Consider the following 14569-nt stretch of genomic DNA (forward strand, 5'->3'; position numbering starts at 1 on the left):
GGCCCGCACCCCCAGGGGGTGCGGGCCCGCGCCGTGCTGTGTGGGGCGTGTGGGGCGTGTCAGCCGGCGAGCAGCTCGCGCGCCAGGCGGGCGGTCTCGGACGGCGTCTTGCCGACCTTCACGCCCGCGGCCTCCAGGGCCTCCTTCTTCGCCTGGGCGGTACCGGAGGAACCGGAGACGATGGCGCCGGCGTGGCCCATGGTCTTGCCCTCGGGGGCGGTGAAGCCCGCGACGTAGCCGACGACCGGCTTGGTGACGTTGGCCTTGACGAAGTCCGCGGCCCGCTCCTCGGCGTCGCCGCCGATCTCACCGATCATCACGATCAGGTCCGTGTCGGGGTCGGCCTCGAACGCCTTGAGGGCGTCGATGTGGGTGGTGCCGATGATCGGGTCGCCGCCGATGCCGACGCAGGTCGAGAAACCGAGGTCGCGCAGCTCGTACATCATCTGGTACGTCAGCGTGCCGGACTTCGAGACCAGGCCGATGCGGCCCGGCTTGGTGATGTCGGCCGGGATGATGCCCGCGTTGGACTGACCGGGGGTGATCAGACCGGGGCAGTTCGGGCCGATGACGCGGGTCTTGTTGCCCTTGGAACCGGCGTAGGCCCAGAACTCGGCGGTGTCATGGACGGCGATGCCCTCGGTGATCACCACGGCGAGCGGGATCTCGGCGTCGATCGCCTCGATGACCGCGCTCTTGGTGAACTTCTCCGGGACGAAGACGACGGTGACGTCGGCGCCGGTGGCCTCCATGGCCTCCTTGACCGTGCCGAAGACGGGTACCTCGGTCCCCTCGAAGTCGACGGTCGTGCCCGCCTTGCGCGGGTTGACGCCGCCGACGATGTTGGTGCCGGAGGCCAGCATGCGCCGGGTGTGCTTCTGGCCCTCGGAGCCGGTCATCCCCTGGACGATGACCTTGCTTTCCTTGGTGAGGAAGATAGCCATTGTTGTCGGTGTCCTCGTCCTTCGTTACTTCGCGGCCAGCTCGGCGGCACGCTCGGCGGCGCCGTCCATGGTGTCCACCTGCTGCACCAGCGGGTGGTCGGCATCGTTCAGGATCTTGCGGCCCAGCTCCGCGTTGTTGCCGTCGAGGCGCACCACCAGCGGCTTGGTGACGTCCTCGCCCTTGGACTTCAGCAGCTCCAGGGCCTGCACGATGCCGTTGGCGACGGCGTCGCAGGCGGTGATGCCGCCGAAGACGTTGACGAAGACGGACTTGACGTCCGGGTCGCCGAGGATGATCTCCAGGCCGTTGGCCATGACCTCGGCGGAGGCGCCGCCGCCGATGTCGAGGAAGTTGGCGGGCTTGACGCCGCCGTGGTTCTCACCGGCGTAGGCCACGACATCCAGGGTGCTCATGACCAGGCCCGCGCCGTTGCCGATGATGCCGACCTGGCCGTCGAGCTTGACGTAGTTCAGACCCCTGGCCTTGGCGGCGGCCTCCAGCGGGTTGGCCGCGGCCTTGTCCTCCAGAGCGGCGTGGCCCGGCTGGCGGAACTCGGCGCCCGCGTCCAGGGACACCTTGCCGTCCAGCGCGATGATCCGGCCGTCGCCGGTCTTGACCAGCGGGTTCACCTCGACGAGGAGGGCATCCTCCTTGACGAAGACGGTCCACAGCTTCTGCACCGCGTCGACGATTCCGTCGGCGACGTCGGCCGGGAACCTCGCGGCCTCGACGATCTCGCGGGCCTTGGCCTCGGTGACGCCCTCGACAGCGTCCACCGGGATCCTGGCCAGGGCCTCGGGCTTGGTGGCCGCGACCTCCTCGATGTCCATGCCGCCCTCGACGGACGCCATCGCGAGGAAGGTGCGGTTGGTGCGGTCCAGCAGGAAGGAGACGTAGTACTCCTCCGCGATGTCCGCGGTCTGGGCCAGCATCACCTTGTGGACGGTGTGGCCCTTGATGTCCATGCCCAGGATCTGGCCGGCCTTCTCGACGGCGTCGTCCGGGTCGGATGCCAGCTTCACACCACCGGCCTTGCCCCGGCCACCGGTCTTGACCTGCGCCTTGACGACCGCGCGACCGCCGAGTCGCTCGGTCGCCTCGCGCGCCGCCTCGGGCGTGTCGATGACTTCACCGGCCAGCACCGGTACGTCATGCTTGGCGAAGAGATCCCTCGCCTGGTACTCGAACAGGTCCACGCGCGTCCGTCCCTAGTTGTGGTGTCGCGGTTCGTTGTCAGCGTGGGCGTGCCGCGTGGCCGCGGCGTCTGCGGGGCGCGCGGCATGTCCGCCTTGCAGGTTAGTCGTGTCGGTGTGCCCGGCATAAATCGCAGCTCACACCCGTACGGTGACAACCGTCACAGACACCGCCCTCCCGGCCCGGGTAGGAGGCGCCACGGCGGGGCGCGGTCCGCCCGGTCACCGGACCGGGCGGAAGCCGTCCGCGGACCGATTGTCAGTGGCGGCTCGTACGGTCGTTTCCATGGTCCACCGCACAGAGAGCGAGCTTGTGTTTCCGGTCGGTGACAACTACGGCGCCGGTGGCGACGACAACCACGCGTCCGTACGGGGAGAGCGAGGAACGCATGGGCACAGGGAGATCGCGGCGGCCCGCGGAGCGGTGCCGGACGCCGGCGCCTGACGCCGCGTCCGCGGAAGCGGCGCGCCGGAGGGGCTGGGGCCACCGGGAGGGCCGGCCGCCCGGCTCCGCCGACCACGGTCCCGGACGAACCGGAGGACGGCTCACCGGGCGCGGGCGGCTCCCCGGAGACCGGCCCGTACGCCGAGCGGGTCAGGCGGCCACGGAACGCACGTGGGAGCGCACCCACTCCACCACTTCGCCGGTGGGCGCGCCGGGGGTGAAGATCTCGGCGACCCCCTGCGCCTTGAGCGGGGGGATGTCGTCCTCGGGGATGATGCCGCCGCCGAAGACCTTGATGTCCTCCGCGTCGCGCTCCCGCAGCAGCTCCAGGACCTTGGCGAAGAGCGTGTTGTGGGCGCCGGAGAGGATGGACAGGCCGATCGCGTCGGCGTCCTCCTGGATCGCGGTGTCCACGATCTGCTCGGGCGTCTGGTGCAGGCCGGTGTAGATGACCTCCATACCGGCATCGCGCAGCGCCCGTGCGATCACCTTGGCGCCGCGGTCGTGGCCGTCGAGACCCGGCTTGGCGACCACCACGCGGATCGGACCCGACACACCCATCACTGCCTCCCAAAACGACTGCGGCCCGGCCGGCCCGTCCGGCCGTCTGTCAGCGGACGGTTACCCGGTGAACGAACGTTATCGTCAGCATCCCCCACCCGGCAGTCCCGCGGCGGGGAGGGAGGGGCAAATCACACGGACACACCGGCCCCACCGCCCGGTTCCCGGAAATCCGCGGCGGGCTCCCGGACGGCCCGCACCCACCGCGTTCCCGCGATCCGCCTCCACCCCGCATCAGACCGCCTCCCGGGGGGCATACGACCACATATGCCCGGCGCGTGCCACCGGGCGCGCCACCGGGGAGGAGGTCACCGGCCATGAAGGTCTCCAGGGCGCTGTCCTTCTCGTCCGGCTCGTTCCTCGGCGCCCTGCCGCTGTCCCTGATCCCCTTCGCCCCGCGTGAGCTGCGGGCCGCCGCGCTGGAGGCCGCCTCCCTGGCGAGCCGCACCCTGCTCTACCCCGCGGGCATGGCACAGGAGCGGTGCGCACCGGCTTCGCCGGCGGGCGGAGCCGGGCGGGACGGACTGGTGCGCCCGGGCCCCCCGCCCGAGGGGAGGCGGGGCGGGGCGGAGACCGGCGACACGGGCAGCCGTGAGGGGGAGAACTGCCCGCCCGTGCTGCTGCTGCACGGCTTCATCGACAACCGCTCGGTGTTCACACTGCTGCGCCGCTCACTGGTGCGCAACGGCTGGCGCGACATCCGCGCCTTCAACTACTCCCCTCTCACCTGCGACGTCCGCTGCGCCGCGGAGCGCCTGGCCGAGTACGTCGACGAGGTCTGCGCGAGCACCGGCCACCGCCGCATCGACGTGGTCGGGCACAGCCTGGGCGGTCTGATCGCCCGCCACTACGTCCAGCGGATGGGCGGCGACGCCCGCGTCCGCACCCTGGTGACCCTCGGCACCCCGCACTCCGGCACCCGGGTGGCGCCGCTGATGTCGGCCCACCCGATCGTGCGCCAGCTCCGGCCGGAATCCGATGTGATCGAGGAACTGGCCGGTCCCGCGCCGGGCTGCCGCACTCGCTTCGTGGCCTTCTGGAGCGATCTGGACCAGCTCATGGTCCCCGTGGAGACCGCCCGGATCGACCACCCCGACCTGGATTCCCGCAGTGTGCGCGTGAGCGGTCTGGGACATCTGACGCTCCCCGCGCACTGGGAGGTCGCCGCCGGGATCCGGCGGGAACTGACCGCGGGGGCGCCGCACCGCGGGGAGCGGACGGGGCGGGCGGAGCCGGGATCCGCCGGGGCGGCCTGACCGGCCGTGCCGGGCCCTCCGCACCGGATTCCTGCGCCACCGCCTCCCGGAATACGCCCCCACCGTTTCCGCGCATACCCGTATTCCCGGCTTCCCGGTACCGATTCGACGCCTTCCGGCACCCGCTTTATTCGAACTTATTTCGAACGCACGGCCAAGTACTGATCCGTAGTCCACCGAAAGGCGACCGAATGCCCGTTTCCCGGCCGTCCGAAACCTGCCGAAGATTGTCGCCGTCGCGTACCGCCGGGTACAGTCGCCGCACTGCTCCGCCCCTGTCGTCGAGGCGAAAGAGAAGTTGGTGGTGAACGACCGTCACCTGTCGGGAGTCCCGGCCCCCGCCGATTCCCCCGCCGACTCCTCGTACGGCCTCCACGGCTCCCCGTACGACCAGTCCGCATACGGCTACCAGGGATCGCAGGACACCCCGTACGGCTACGTCACCGGCACCTCCGACGCCCTCGGCGCCGCGTCGTACGGCGACGGCGACGGCGATCCGCTCTTCGGGGCGATGCCGGACGACACCTCCCGGGACCCCGCCGCCCGGCAGTTCCCCTCGGATGACGGCTGGACCGGGGGCGCCGGACAGCACGCGGTGTACGAGGACCACCCCGCCGACTCCTGGGCACACCCCCCGGCGCAGTCGGCCGACTCCCCGTACGGCGGCGGCCACGGCTGGGCGGAGACCGGCTACGGCACGGGCGTGCACACCGGCCCGGCGGTCTCCCCCGGAGCCCCCTGGACCGGGGACACCGGGCAGCACGCGGTGTACGACGGCTACCCCGCCGACTCCTGGGACGAACCGGACTCCCGCCCCGCGGCGGAATCCGGGGCCGGCGACGGTCGGCTCCACGGCGAGCACGACCAGCACGACCAGCACGGCGACTACACCGACTACACCGAGTACGGCGACTACACCGGATACGCCGGATACGCCGCCCACCTCTCCGCCGACGCGGACGGAACCGGCTCCTTCCCCGCGTCCGAACCCGAACCCGACCACGAACCGGCCGAGTCCGCCGAGTTCACCGAGTTCACCGAGTTCACCGAGTTCGAGGACCCCACCGAGCGGCCCGGCTCCCCCGAACCCCTCGACCTCCCCGGCCTCGCCGGGCCGGAGAAGCACGAGGAGGATCCGCGGAGGTCCGGGCCGTCCGCACGTCCGGCGGGTTCGCGCCGCCGCCGTTCCGCACGGCCGAAGCGCTCGGCGCTGCTCACCGTCGCCGTGCCGTCGGTCTGTGTCATGGGCGTGACCGCCGTGGCCGCCGCCTCCGTCAGCGGCGTCGGCGACGAGGCCGAGGAGACCACCGCCCAGGCCGCCCCCGAAACCGCCTCCGCGGTCAAGTCCAGCGCGGCCAACAGCAAGCTCGACACCCAGCTCGCCGGACTCTCCGACGAGGCCGAGGGCTTCGCCGACCGCGCCAGCCGCACCCAGGAGCGCATCGACCTCAAGGAGCGTCAGGAGGCCGAGCGCAAGCGCAAGGAGGCCGAGGCCGCCCGCAGGGAGGCGATGCGTCCCAAGTTCGCGCTCCCGGTGGCCCAGCACGGGCTCAGCGCGTACTACGGGCAGGCCGGCATCAACTGGGTGTCACTGCACACGGGCCTCGACTTCCCCGTCGCCTACGGCACCCCGGTCATGGCCGCCACCGACGGCACGGTCAGGACCCAGTGGCACAGCGCCTACGGCAACATGGCGATCGTGACCGCGGCCGACGGGACCGAGACCTGGTACTGCCATCTGAGCAGCACCCGGATCCGCTCCGGTCACGTCAAGGCCGGAGACACCATCGCCTACGCGGGCAACTCCGGCAAGTCCACCGGCCCCCATCTGCACTTCGAGGTGCGGCCGGGCGGCGGAGCGGCCATCGACCCGCTGCCCTGGTTCCGCGCCAAGGGTCTCGATCCCACCTGATCCGGGCCCACTCCCGGCCGACGCACCGTCGGCGCGTCGGCCGGGGCCGCGGCCGGTGCGCGGCCGCGGGCTCAGGCCCCCCTCACGGCTCCCTCAGAGCTTCTCCACCGGGGCGTACCTCAGCAGCAGCCGCTTCGGCTTGTCCCCGCCGAAGTCGATCGTCGCCTCCGCATTGTCCCCGCTGCCCTTCACGGCCACGACCCTGCCCAGCCCGAAGCTGTCGTGCGTCACCCGGTCCCCCGCCTCCAGTGCGACGGCCGGCCGGTCCTTGGCCCGGCCCGTGGCGAAGCCGCTCGGACCGCGCCGCCGCGAGGCCACCGGGCCGGACGGGAACGACGAGGACAGCGATGACGACAGGGAGGACGCCGTCGAGGACAGCCCGCCGCCCCTCGCGCCTCCGCCCGGCGCGGCCATCGGCCCCGTCCGCTTCCACTCCAGGTACTGCTCCGGGATCTCCTCCAGGAAGCGGGAGGGCGGGTTGTACGCGGGCTGCCCCCACGCGCTGCGCATCGCCGAGCGCGTGAGGTAGAGCCGCTCTCGCGCCCGCGTGATGCCGACGTACGCCAGCCGCCGCTCCTCCTCCAGCTCCTTGGTCTTGCCCAGGGTCCGCATGTGCGGGAAGACGCCGTCCTCCATCCCGGTCAGGAAGACGACCGGGAACTCCAGTCCTTTGGCGGTGTGCAGCGTCATCAGCGTCACCACGCCCGAGCCCTCGGTGTCCTCGCCGGGGATCTGGTCGGAGTCGGCGACGAGGGCCACCTGTTCCAGGAACTCCGCGAGCGTGCCCGGGGTCTCACCGCGGTCCTGCTCGAACTCCAGCGCCACGGCGGCCAGTTCCTGGAGGTTCTCCACCCGGGTCTCGTCCTGCGGATCGGTGGACGCCTGAAGCTCCGCCAGGTATCCGGTGCGTTCCAGCACCGCCTCCACCACGGTCGCCGGCCCGGCTCCGGACTCCACGACCGTGCGCAGGTCGTCCATCAGCGTGTTGAAGCGCTTGACGGCGTTGGCCGAACGGGCCGCCATGCCGTACGCCTCGTCGACCCGGCGCAGCGCCTGCGGGAAGGTGATCCTCTCGCGCAGCGCCAGCGCCTCGATCATCGCCTCGGCCCGGTCGCCGATGCCGCGCTTGGGGACGTTGAGGACGCGGCGCAGCGGCACCGCGTCCTCAGGGTTGGCCAGCACCCGCAGGTACGCCAGGACGTCGCGGACCTCCTTGCGCTCGTAGAAGCGCACCCCGCCGACGACCTTGTACGGCAGGCCGACCCGGATGAAGACCTCCTCGAAGACACGGGACTGGGCGTTGGTGCGGTAGAAGACGGCGACGTCGCCCGCCTTCGCCTCGCCCTCGTCCGTCAGCCGGTCGATCTCCTCGGCGACGAACTGCGCCTCGTCGTGCTCGGTGTCGGCGACGTAGCCCGTGATGCGCGAGCCCGCCCCGGCGTCGGTCCACAGGTTCTTCGGACGGCGGTTCTCGTTCCGCTCGATGACGGCGTTGGCGGCCGAGAGGATGGTCTGGGTGGAGCGGTAGTTCTGCTCCAGCAGGATGGTGGTCGCGTCCGGGTAGTCCTCCTCGAACTGGAGGATGTTGCGGATGGTGGCGCCGCGGAACGCGTAGATCGACTGGTCGGCGTCGCCGACCACGCACAGCTCGGCGCGCTCGCCGCCGGCCGTGCCCTCCTCCGCGCCGGCCGTCCCCGCCGAGCCGCCGTCCACGCCCACCAGTTCCCTGATCAGGGTGTACTGGGCGTGGTTGGTGTCCTGGTACTCGTCGACCAGCACATGGCGGAAGCGGCGGCGGTAGTGCTCGGCGACATCGGGGAACGCCTGGAGCAGGTGCACCGTCGTCATGATGATGTCGTCGAAGTCCAGGGCGTTGGCCTCGCGCAGCCGCGCCTGGTACATCGTGTACGCCTCGGCCAGCGTCTTCTCGAAACCGTCGGAGGCCCGCGCCGCGAAGTCCTCCTCGTCGACCAGCTCGTTCTTCAGGTTCGACACCTGGGCGCTGAACGACTTGGGCGGGAAGCGCTTGGGGTCCAGCTCCAGATCGCGGCAGACCAGTGCCATCAGACGGCGGGAGTCGGCGGCGTCGTAGATCGAGAAGCTGGAGGTGAAGCCGAGTTTCCTGCTCTCGCGCCGCAGGATGCGCACGCACGCGCTGTGGAAGGTGGAGACCCACATCGACTGCGCGCGCGGGCCGACCAGCTCCGCCACGCGCTCCTTCATCTCGCCCGCGGCCTTGTTGGTGAAGGTGATCGCGAGGATCTCCCCGGGGTGGACGCCGCGCGCGCCCAGCAGGTGCGCGATGCGGTGGGTGAGCACCCGCGTCTTGCCGGATCCGGCGCCCGCGACGATCAGCAGGGGCGAGCCGGTGTGCACCACGGCCGCGCGCTGCTGGTCGTTGAGCCCCTCCAGCAGGGCGGCCGGATCGACGACGGGACGGGCCGCGCCGTTGCCGTAGTAGGCGTCGCGCGTCCCGCCCGTGCCGAAGGCGCCCGCGAAGAGGTCGTCGGGGATGTCGTCCTTGGGCGGCGCGGACGTCTCCTCCGGCGGGGGCGGCGGCTCCTCGTCCCCGGAGGGCTCGAGGTCGGCCAGGAAGCTGTCGTCGAAGAGGCTGCTCATCGCCGTCGAGTCTAGGACGCCGTGCCGCCGCCTCCGCACCGGCCAGGGCGGAGGCGGCCGGGACGAAAGGGCCTGGTGGCGGGGGAGGCTCTCGAAACGGACGATAACCGACCGATAACGAATTGGTTTCGGGATATACCGAACACCGGTCTTCACAGGGCCCCCACCGGTGCTCTACGGTCCAGCGTCAGGCGGCCCGGACCCCTCGCCGACGACAGCGCCGGCACGGGCGGCCTCCGCCGAGCCCGGCCGTGCGGCCGGGGCCGGGGACCCACTCCCCACGGGGTGGATCGGGCCCGCGGGCCCGTGGGGCGGGACTTCTCCGGCTCCCGGGCCCGTCAGCCGACCCGGTAGGCGGTGTTCCACGGAAGGAGCGCTCGCCTTGGCGTCGCACCGCAGACCGCGCACCCCCCTGCTGTCCCCGGCCTCCCGGCGCGGAGCGGTCGGGTTCACCACCGCCGCCGTCGCCTCCGCGACCCTTCTCTCCCAGAACCCGGCCCAGGCTTCGCCCGGGGACGGCCGTCCCTCGATCGAGGAGGTCCGCGAGCGGGTGGACGCGCTGTACCGGGAGGCGGGCGGCGCGACGCAGAAGTACAACGCGGCCAAGGAGAAGGCGGACGCACAGCGCGAGAAGGTCGACCGGCTCCTCGACGAGGCCGCCGAGCGCGCGGACAGGCTCAACGACGCCCGGAGAAAGCTGGGCGGCTACGCCACCGCGCAGTACCGCACCGGAGGGGTCTCCGGCACAGCGGTGCTGCTGCTGTCCGACAATCCCCAGGACTTCTTCGGCCACAAGCACCTGATGGACCGGATCACCGACCGCCAGCGGCAGGCCGTAGACGACTACCGGGACGAACAGCGCGCGGCCGAGAGGAAGCGGTCGGAGGCCTCGGCGAGCCTGGCCGAACTCACCGACGCCCGGAACAAGCTGGCGGACACCAGGAGGACCGTCCAGGGCAAACTGGCACAGGCCCGCGAGCTGCTGTCGGAGCTGACCGCCGAGGAGAAGGCCCGCCTGGCCGCGCAGGAGCGCAAGCGGCAGGAGGAGGCCCGCCGCGAGGCGGCCGCCGCCGCCGAGCGCGAGAGGCAGGAGGAGATCCGCCGCGAGGCCGCCGCCGAGCGCGAGGAGCGGGCCGGGGCGCCGGCGGACAGCGGAACGGACACGGGTACCGGCACGGACACCGGCGGCACGGACACCGGCGCGGGCGGCGCCGCGGACGGCTCGTACGCCGCGAAGGCCGGCAAGGTACTCGCCTTCGCCGAGGCCCAGCTCGGCAAGCCTTACGTCTGGGGCGCCACCGGCCCCAACTCCTACGACTGTTCGGGCCTGACCCAGGCCGCCTGGCGCGGCGCGGGCGTCTCACTGCCGCGCACCACCTACGACCAGGTGGACGCGGGCACCCGGATCGCCAGGGCCGACATGCGGCCGGGCGATCTGGTCTTCTTCTACGACGACATCAGCCACGTGGGCGTCTACGCGGGCGGCGGCCAGATGATCCACGCGCCGAAGCCGGGCGCCGAGGTGCGCTACGAGTCCGTCGACCACATGCCCTTCCACAGCGCGGTCCGCCCGGCCTGAGACGAGCCGCCCGCGGTACGTGCGCCGGCTACACCCACATGACGGCGAGGAAGACGTTGACGACGGTGAGCAGGCCGATGGTGCCGAACAGCGGCGCGGGCAGCCGCTCCTCGTCCCGCTTGACGTAGACCAGGCCGAGGATCACCACCAGCAGGGTGAGCTTCACGCCGATCTTCACGTGGTTGACGGTCTGGCCGTCCGCCTCGTTCAGACCGACCAGGGCTATGCCCGTCACCAGCATGGTGAGGGCCCCGTGCAGCATCGCCGGGACGATGCGGGCCTCACCGGCGCCCATGGCCTTCATCTGGGTCATGAAGCCGCCGAGCAGGGCGCCGATGCCGACGATGTGCAGGCCGACGAAGAAGTGTGTGAGTGCCTCCATGGCACGTGAGCGTATCCGGGGCTCCCCCGCCGCCCTCGGCCAGGGCTCTCACCTGCTCCCGCCGCCACGGCCGAGGGCGGCCGGGACGGTCTCCGTCACTCCCGGGAGGCAGACCGCCGGCCGGGGCGGCTCACTCGTCCGGGTGGTGAACGCGCGGCACTCCGAGCGCCTCTCCCTCCCCACCGCATCCGTGAACCGGCCCCCGGCATGCCGGGGGAGAGGGCCGGGGAACGGGCCGGGAACGACCGGGAACGACCGGGAACACCACCCGGCCCCCTTCCCCGTAGGGCACAATTCCCTCCCGTTGCCGGAGAGTCGGCGGCTCGGGGAGAGCCGGGGAGAGGTGGGTCGACAGTGGCCGTGGACACTGCGCGGGGCGGCGGTACGGCGAGCGCGCCCCCGGGAGGGACGGCCGGGCCGTCCGGCACGAAGGGCGGCGCACCGCCGTCCGGACACGGCGGCTGCGCCTGCGCGGACTGCCCGCACGGGGTGCGGGAGGGCCGCCGCCGCGCACTGGCCGAGTTCCGGCGGCGGCGCGACGAACTCGCGGCGGGCGTCGGAGTGCCCGCCGCCCTCGCCCACTCGCCCGGCGCGTCCCGCCAGTGGGTCTCCGACGAACTGACCCAGGCGGCCCGCACCGTCGCCGAACACACCCGCGCCGAGGCCGCTTTCCGGCTGAACGGGCTGTGGCGGCGCACCGCCGTCGCCGTCTGGGGCGCGGTCGCCCTGCTGCTGGCCGGCCAGATCACCACGGCGGTACTCGGCCCGGGCTGGACGGCCGGGCGTACCGCCGGGCTGGCCGCCGCGCTGGTCTGCGCGGCCGCGCTGACCGCCGCCGCGCTGCTGCACCGGTCGCACGGCGGGGTGCCGGCTCCGGTGACCGGCGAGGACGGGCGGCTGTCCACCTCGCGCACGGTCGCCGCCGCCTGGGTGCTGCTGGCCTCGTACTCCGTGCTGGTCGTCGCCGTCGGGGCGGCCCTCGCGCCCGGCGCGGACGCGTCCGTCCGGCTGCTCGCCGGCCTGGATCCCGGGCGCGGCGCCGGACTGCTGACCGTCCTCGCCCTGTGCTGCGCGGTCGCGGTCACCGTGCGCCGCACCGTCGCGCTGCGGGTGCGGGCGCAGCGCCTGCAGAAGGTGCGCGCCGACCGGCCGCGCGCCGCCGACCTGCTCACCGACGACGGCGGGCGCGGCTCCTTCACGGACGTGCAGTACGTGGCGGTGTGCTCGGTGGCGGCGGTCCTCGCGGCGGTCGGGGCGGCCCGCCGGCCCGGTGAGCTGCCGGACCTGCCCTGGGGCCTGGTGCTGCTGGTGGCGATCTCGGCGCTGACGTACCTGGCCGGGAAGTACTCCGAGGGCGGCCGGCCCGTCATCCTGTCAGTGGTCCGCTCCCGCGAGCCGGGCGATCTGGACGCGCCCATCCGCACCGGCGACGACATCGAGATCCGCGGCTCGGGTCTCGTGCCGCCCGGCGCGGAGGCGCCGGACCGGCTGGCCCGGACGACGGTGCGCATCGGCGCCGTCCACGTCCACGTCCCCCTGGTCCCGGTCGCCGGGGGTTTCGCCAGCCCGGCCGACACCGTGCTGACCGTCCCCGTGCCGGTGGACGTCGAGCCCGGCCGGGTCGAGGTGCAGGTGATCACCGCGGCGGGCGCGGAGACCAACCGCTACTCCATCGACGTCCTGGACTGAACCGGTCCGGACCGTCCCCGCCGGACGGCACGTCCTCGCGGCCCGGTACGACCACGCGGCCGGTGCGCGGGAGGCGGCGGACGACGGCTACACCGCCCGTGGCTCCTTCCCCGCCCCGTCCGGCTGACGGCCGTCCGGCGTCCGGGCAGGGCGGAGCACGTGCCGTCTCACCGCGTCGCCTCCGCCGTTTCCGCTGCCCGTTCCCCGTCCTCCGCCACCGGTGCCTGGACGACCACCGCCTCGCCCACCCCGACGTCGATGCGCAGCAGTAGCGTGCCGTCCGGCTCGCCGTCGGCCGGCGGCAGCGTCCGCCGTGCCTCCACCCCGATCCCACCGCCCTGCGCCGTCCCCCAGCCGTCGGCCCCGGACAGCCCGGAAAGACGGTAACCGCCGCCTCCCACTCTGATGTCCAGCTTCACCTCGACGTTCTCGGGCACGACCACGGTCGCCTCCCCCATCCCGACGTCCACGCCGGTGCGGACGGTGCGCCCGTCCTCGAACCTCACGCCGGACAGGTCGAGAGTGGCCGAACCGGTGCCCAGCGGGTACTGCTCCTCGATCCCCTCGGGCACGATCGGGTACCAGGTGGTCTCGGCCCAGTCGGTGGTGATGTCCCTCGGCAGCAGCATCGAGCCCGCCAGCAGCAGGCCGGTGCACATGATCGCGAAGAACGTCCCGCCGCCGATCCGCCCGTAGAAGACGCTGACCAGCGCGCCCAGAACGAAGACGCCCAGTGCCGAGCCGAGGCCGATGGAGAGCGCGACGCCCAGCGGCTGCGTGTGCCAGGCGGCGGCGACGCCGATCACCGCCGCGGTCAGGGCCAGCAGGAGGAGCGGGCCGCCGATGGACCCGCGCCCGCGCGGCGCGCCGGACCGCCCGGGGCCGGCCTCGTCCCCGTCCCCGGCAGGCGCCTCCTTCCCGCACGGCGTCCCCTTACCTCCCGGCGTCTCCTTCCCGTACGGGGGCGTACCCGCGTACGAACCGACGGCCGGTTCGTCCTCCGGCCCCCACAGGTAGCCGGTGTCCGGCGGCGTCTGCGGCGGTCCGTCCTTCGTCAGCGGCCCGCGCCACCACGACGGCCCGGCCGGTGCGGGCGGGGCCTGGGCCTCGGGGGGCGCGTCGGCGACGGCGTGCGCCGTCACCGGATCCGCCGGGCCCCCGCCCCCCTGCTCCTCCGCGGTCGTGGCGCGGCGCCGGGACCAGTAGGCCGCGCCCGCGACCGATCCGGCCAGCAGCACGGAGAACGTCTGCGTCCCGCCGTCGCCGCTGCCCAGCGAGTTCAGCAACAGCCCGCTGCCGACGAGCGCGCACAGCACCGCGCTCAGCGTGGTGCCCTCCACCCGGCCCGTCAGCAGCCGCCGCCCCTCGTTCTCCTCCTCGCCCTCCAGCGGGACGAGCAGCCAGGCGAAGCCGTAGAAGAGCAGGCCGAGACCGCCCACGACCGACAGCACGGCCAGCGGCACACGGAAGATCACCGGATCGAGGTCGTAGTGACGGCCCAGGCCGCCGCACACCCCGGCGACGGCCTTGTGCCGGCGGCTGCGGGTGAGCCGCGCTCCGGCCTCCGGGGCTTCCGGCGCGTCCGGCTTGGGCTCGTCGGCGGGCGGCTGGGCGTCTTTCATGGGGACCATGGTGGCGTGCCGTCCGCCCCCGGGCATCAGGGGGCGTCCCGGAGGCGACCCTGAGTTATCCGGGCCGGATCAGGGACCGACCCTGATGCCCCGCGCCACCCGTCCGTGTGACGATCGTGGCGTGACCACCACCGCTCCGCCCCCCACCGCCGACCCCCCGCCGCTGCGCAGGCTCTACCGCAGCTCCGAGGGACGGCTGCTCGGCGGTGTCGCACGCGGGCTGGCCGGCCACCTGGGGGTGCCGGTGTCCTGGGTGCGGATCGTGTTCCTCGTGCTCTTCATGACCAACGGCCTGGGCGCCCTGCTGTACGCGGCCTTCTGGTTCTTCGTGCCGCTGGGCGCGGGCGGCGTCGACGC

Annotated in this window: 12 protein-coding genes; 6 read left to right on the forward strand and 6 right to left on the reverse strand. The window is 73.0% G+C overall.

Features of this window, described 5'->3' with window-relative positions; translation table 11 throughout:
- Window positions 1-59 precede the first annotated feature (59 nt).
- Together sucD and sucC are read right to left on the reverse strand one after the other, a co-directional pair.
- On the reverse strand, window positions 60-944 hold the full coding sequence (gene sucD, locus LJ221_RS13310) for a succinate--CoA ligase subunit alpha (RefSeq protein WP_241716639.1): 885 nt from the start codon (window positions 942-944) through the stop codon (window positions 60-62).
- A 24-nt stretch (window positions 945-968) separates the two neighbouring features.
- Complete coding sequence (sucC, locus tag LJ221_RS13315) at window positions 969-2141, reverse strand: ADP-forming succinate--CoA ligase subunit beta (protein WP_241716640.1); 1173 nt, start codon at window positions 2139-2141, stop codon at window positions 969-971.
- A gap of 283 nt (window positions 2142-2424) precedes the next feature.
- Between sucC and LJ221_RS13320 the strand changes: the two genes are divergently transcribed.
- A complete protein-coding gene (locus LJ221_RS13320; RefSeq protein WP_241716643.1) occupies window positions 2425-2583 on the forward strand; it encodes a hypothetical protein in 159 nt (52 codons plus the stop codon).
- 150 nt (window positions 2584-2733) lie between these two features.
- Here LJ221_RS13320 and LJ221_RS13325 read toward each other — a convergent pair whose 3' ends face one another.
- On the reverse strand, window positions 2734-3144 hold the full coding sequence (locus LJ221_RS13325) for a cobalamin B12-binding domain-containing protein (protein ID WP_241716645.1): 411 nt from the start codon (window positions 3142-3144) through the stop codon (window positions 2734-2736).
- A 317-nt stretch (window positions 3145-3461) separates the two neighbouring features.
- On the opposite strand from LJ221_RS13325, the gene LJ221_RS13330 reads away from it, so the two are divergent.
- Entirely contained in the window at window positions 3462-4400 is a 939-nt protein-coding gene (locus LJ221_RS13330) for an alpha/beta fold hydrolase (protein ID WP_241716647.1), read from the forward strand.
- A gap of 304 nt (window positions 4401-4704) precedes the next feature.
- Window positions 4705-6312 (forward strand): M23 family metallopeptidase, encoded by a 1608-nt coding sequence (locus LJ221_RS13335; RefSeq protein WP_241716649.1) that lies wholly within the window; start codon window positions 4705-4707, stop codon window positions 6310-6312.
- A gap of 93 nt (window positions 6313-6405) precedes the next feature.
- Here LJ221_RS13335 and pcrA read toward each other — a convergent pair whose 3' ends face one another.
- On the reverse strand, window positions 6406-8931 hold the full coding sequence (pcrA, locus tag LJ221_RS13340) for a DNA helicase PcrA (RefSeq protein ID WP_241716651.1): 2526 nt from the start codon (window positions 8929-8931) through the stop codon (window positions 6406-6408).
- A 382-nt stretch (window positions 8932-9313) separates the two neighbouring features.
- On the opposite strand from pcrA, the gene LJ221_RS13345 reads away from it, so the two are divergent.
- Window positions 9314-10510: a C40 family peptidase gene (locus tag LJ221_RS13345; RefSeq protein ID WP_241716653.1), complete on the forward strand. Its 1197-nt coding sequence runs from the start codon at window positions 9314-9316 to the stop codon at window positions 10508-10510.
- 28 nt (window positions 10511-10538) lie between these two features.
- Here the strand turns inward: LJ221_RS13345 and LJ221_RS13350 are convergent, their stop codons facing one another.
- Window positions 10539-10892: a hypothetical protein gene (locus LJ221_RS13350; RefSeq protein WP_241716654.1), complete on the reverse strand. Its 354-nt coding sequence runs from the start codon at window positions 10890-10892 to the stop codon at window positions 10539-10541.
- A 354-nt stretch (window positions 10893-11246) separates the two neighbouring features.
- Between LJ221_RS13350 and LJ221_RS13355 the strand changes: the two genes are divergently transcribed.
- Complete coding sequence (locus LJ221_RS13355; protein WP_374228441.1) at window positions 11247-12581, forward strand: hypothetical protein; 1335 nt, start codon at window positions 11247-11249, stop codon at window positions 12579-12581.
- Between the two features lie 167 nt (window positions 12582-12748).
- Here the strand turns inward: LJ221_RS13355 and LJ221_RS13360 are convergent, their stop codons facing one another.
- Window positions 12749-14203: a PspC domain-containing protein gene (locus tag LJ221_RS13360; RefSeq protein WP_241716657.1), complete on the reverse strand. Its 1455-nt coding sequence runs from the start codon at window positions 14201-14203 to the stop codon at window positions 12749-12751.
- 94 nt (window positions 14204-14297) lie between these two features.
- On the opposite strand from LJ221_RS13360, the gene LJ221_RS13365 reads away from it, so the two are divergent.
- A partial coding sequence (locus LJ221_RS13365) for a PspC domain-containing protein (protein WP_247719997.1) occupies window positions 14298-14569 on the forward strand: 272 nt, incomplete at its 3' end.

Source organism: Streptomyces sp. CNQ085 (assembly GCF_022614595.1).
Classification (GTDB): Bacteria; Actinomycetota; Actinomycetes; order Streptomycetales; family Streptomycetaceae; genus Streptomyces.

Excerpts from the sequence above, each read along its gene's own strand:
- LJ221_RS13320 (WP_241716643.1), top strand. The coding sequence starts at position 2,425 with ATGGTCCACCGCACAGAGAGCGAGCTTGTGTTTCCGGTCGGTGACAAC.
- sucD (WP_241716639.1), bottom strand. The coding sequence starts at position 944 with ATGGCTATCTTCCTCACCAAGGAAAGCAAGGTCATCGTCCAGGGGATG.
- pcrA (WP_241716651.1), bottom strand. The coding sequence starts at position 8,931 with ATGAGCAGCCTCTTCGACGACAGCTTCCTGGCCGACCTCGAGCCCTCC.
- LJ221_RS13330 (WP_241716647.1), top strand. The coding sequence starts at position 3,462 with ATGAAGGTCTCCAGGGCGCTGTCCTTCTCGTCCGGCTCGTTCCTCGGC.
- LJ221_RS13325 (WP_241716645.1), bottom strand. The coding sequence starts at position 3,144 with ATGGGTGTGTCGGGTCCGATCCGCGTGGTGGTCGCCAAGCCGGGTCTC.
- LJ221_RS13350 (WP_241716654.1), bottom strand. The coding sequence starts at position 10,892 with ATGGAGGCACTCACACACTTCTTCGTCGGCCTGCACATCGTCGGCATC.
- LJ221_RS13360 (WP_241716657.1), bottom strand. The coding sequence starts at position 14,203 with ATGAAAGACGCCCAGCCGCCCGCCGACGAGCCCAAGCCGGACGCGCCG.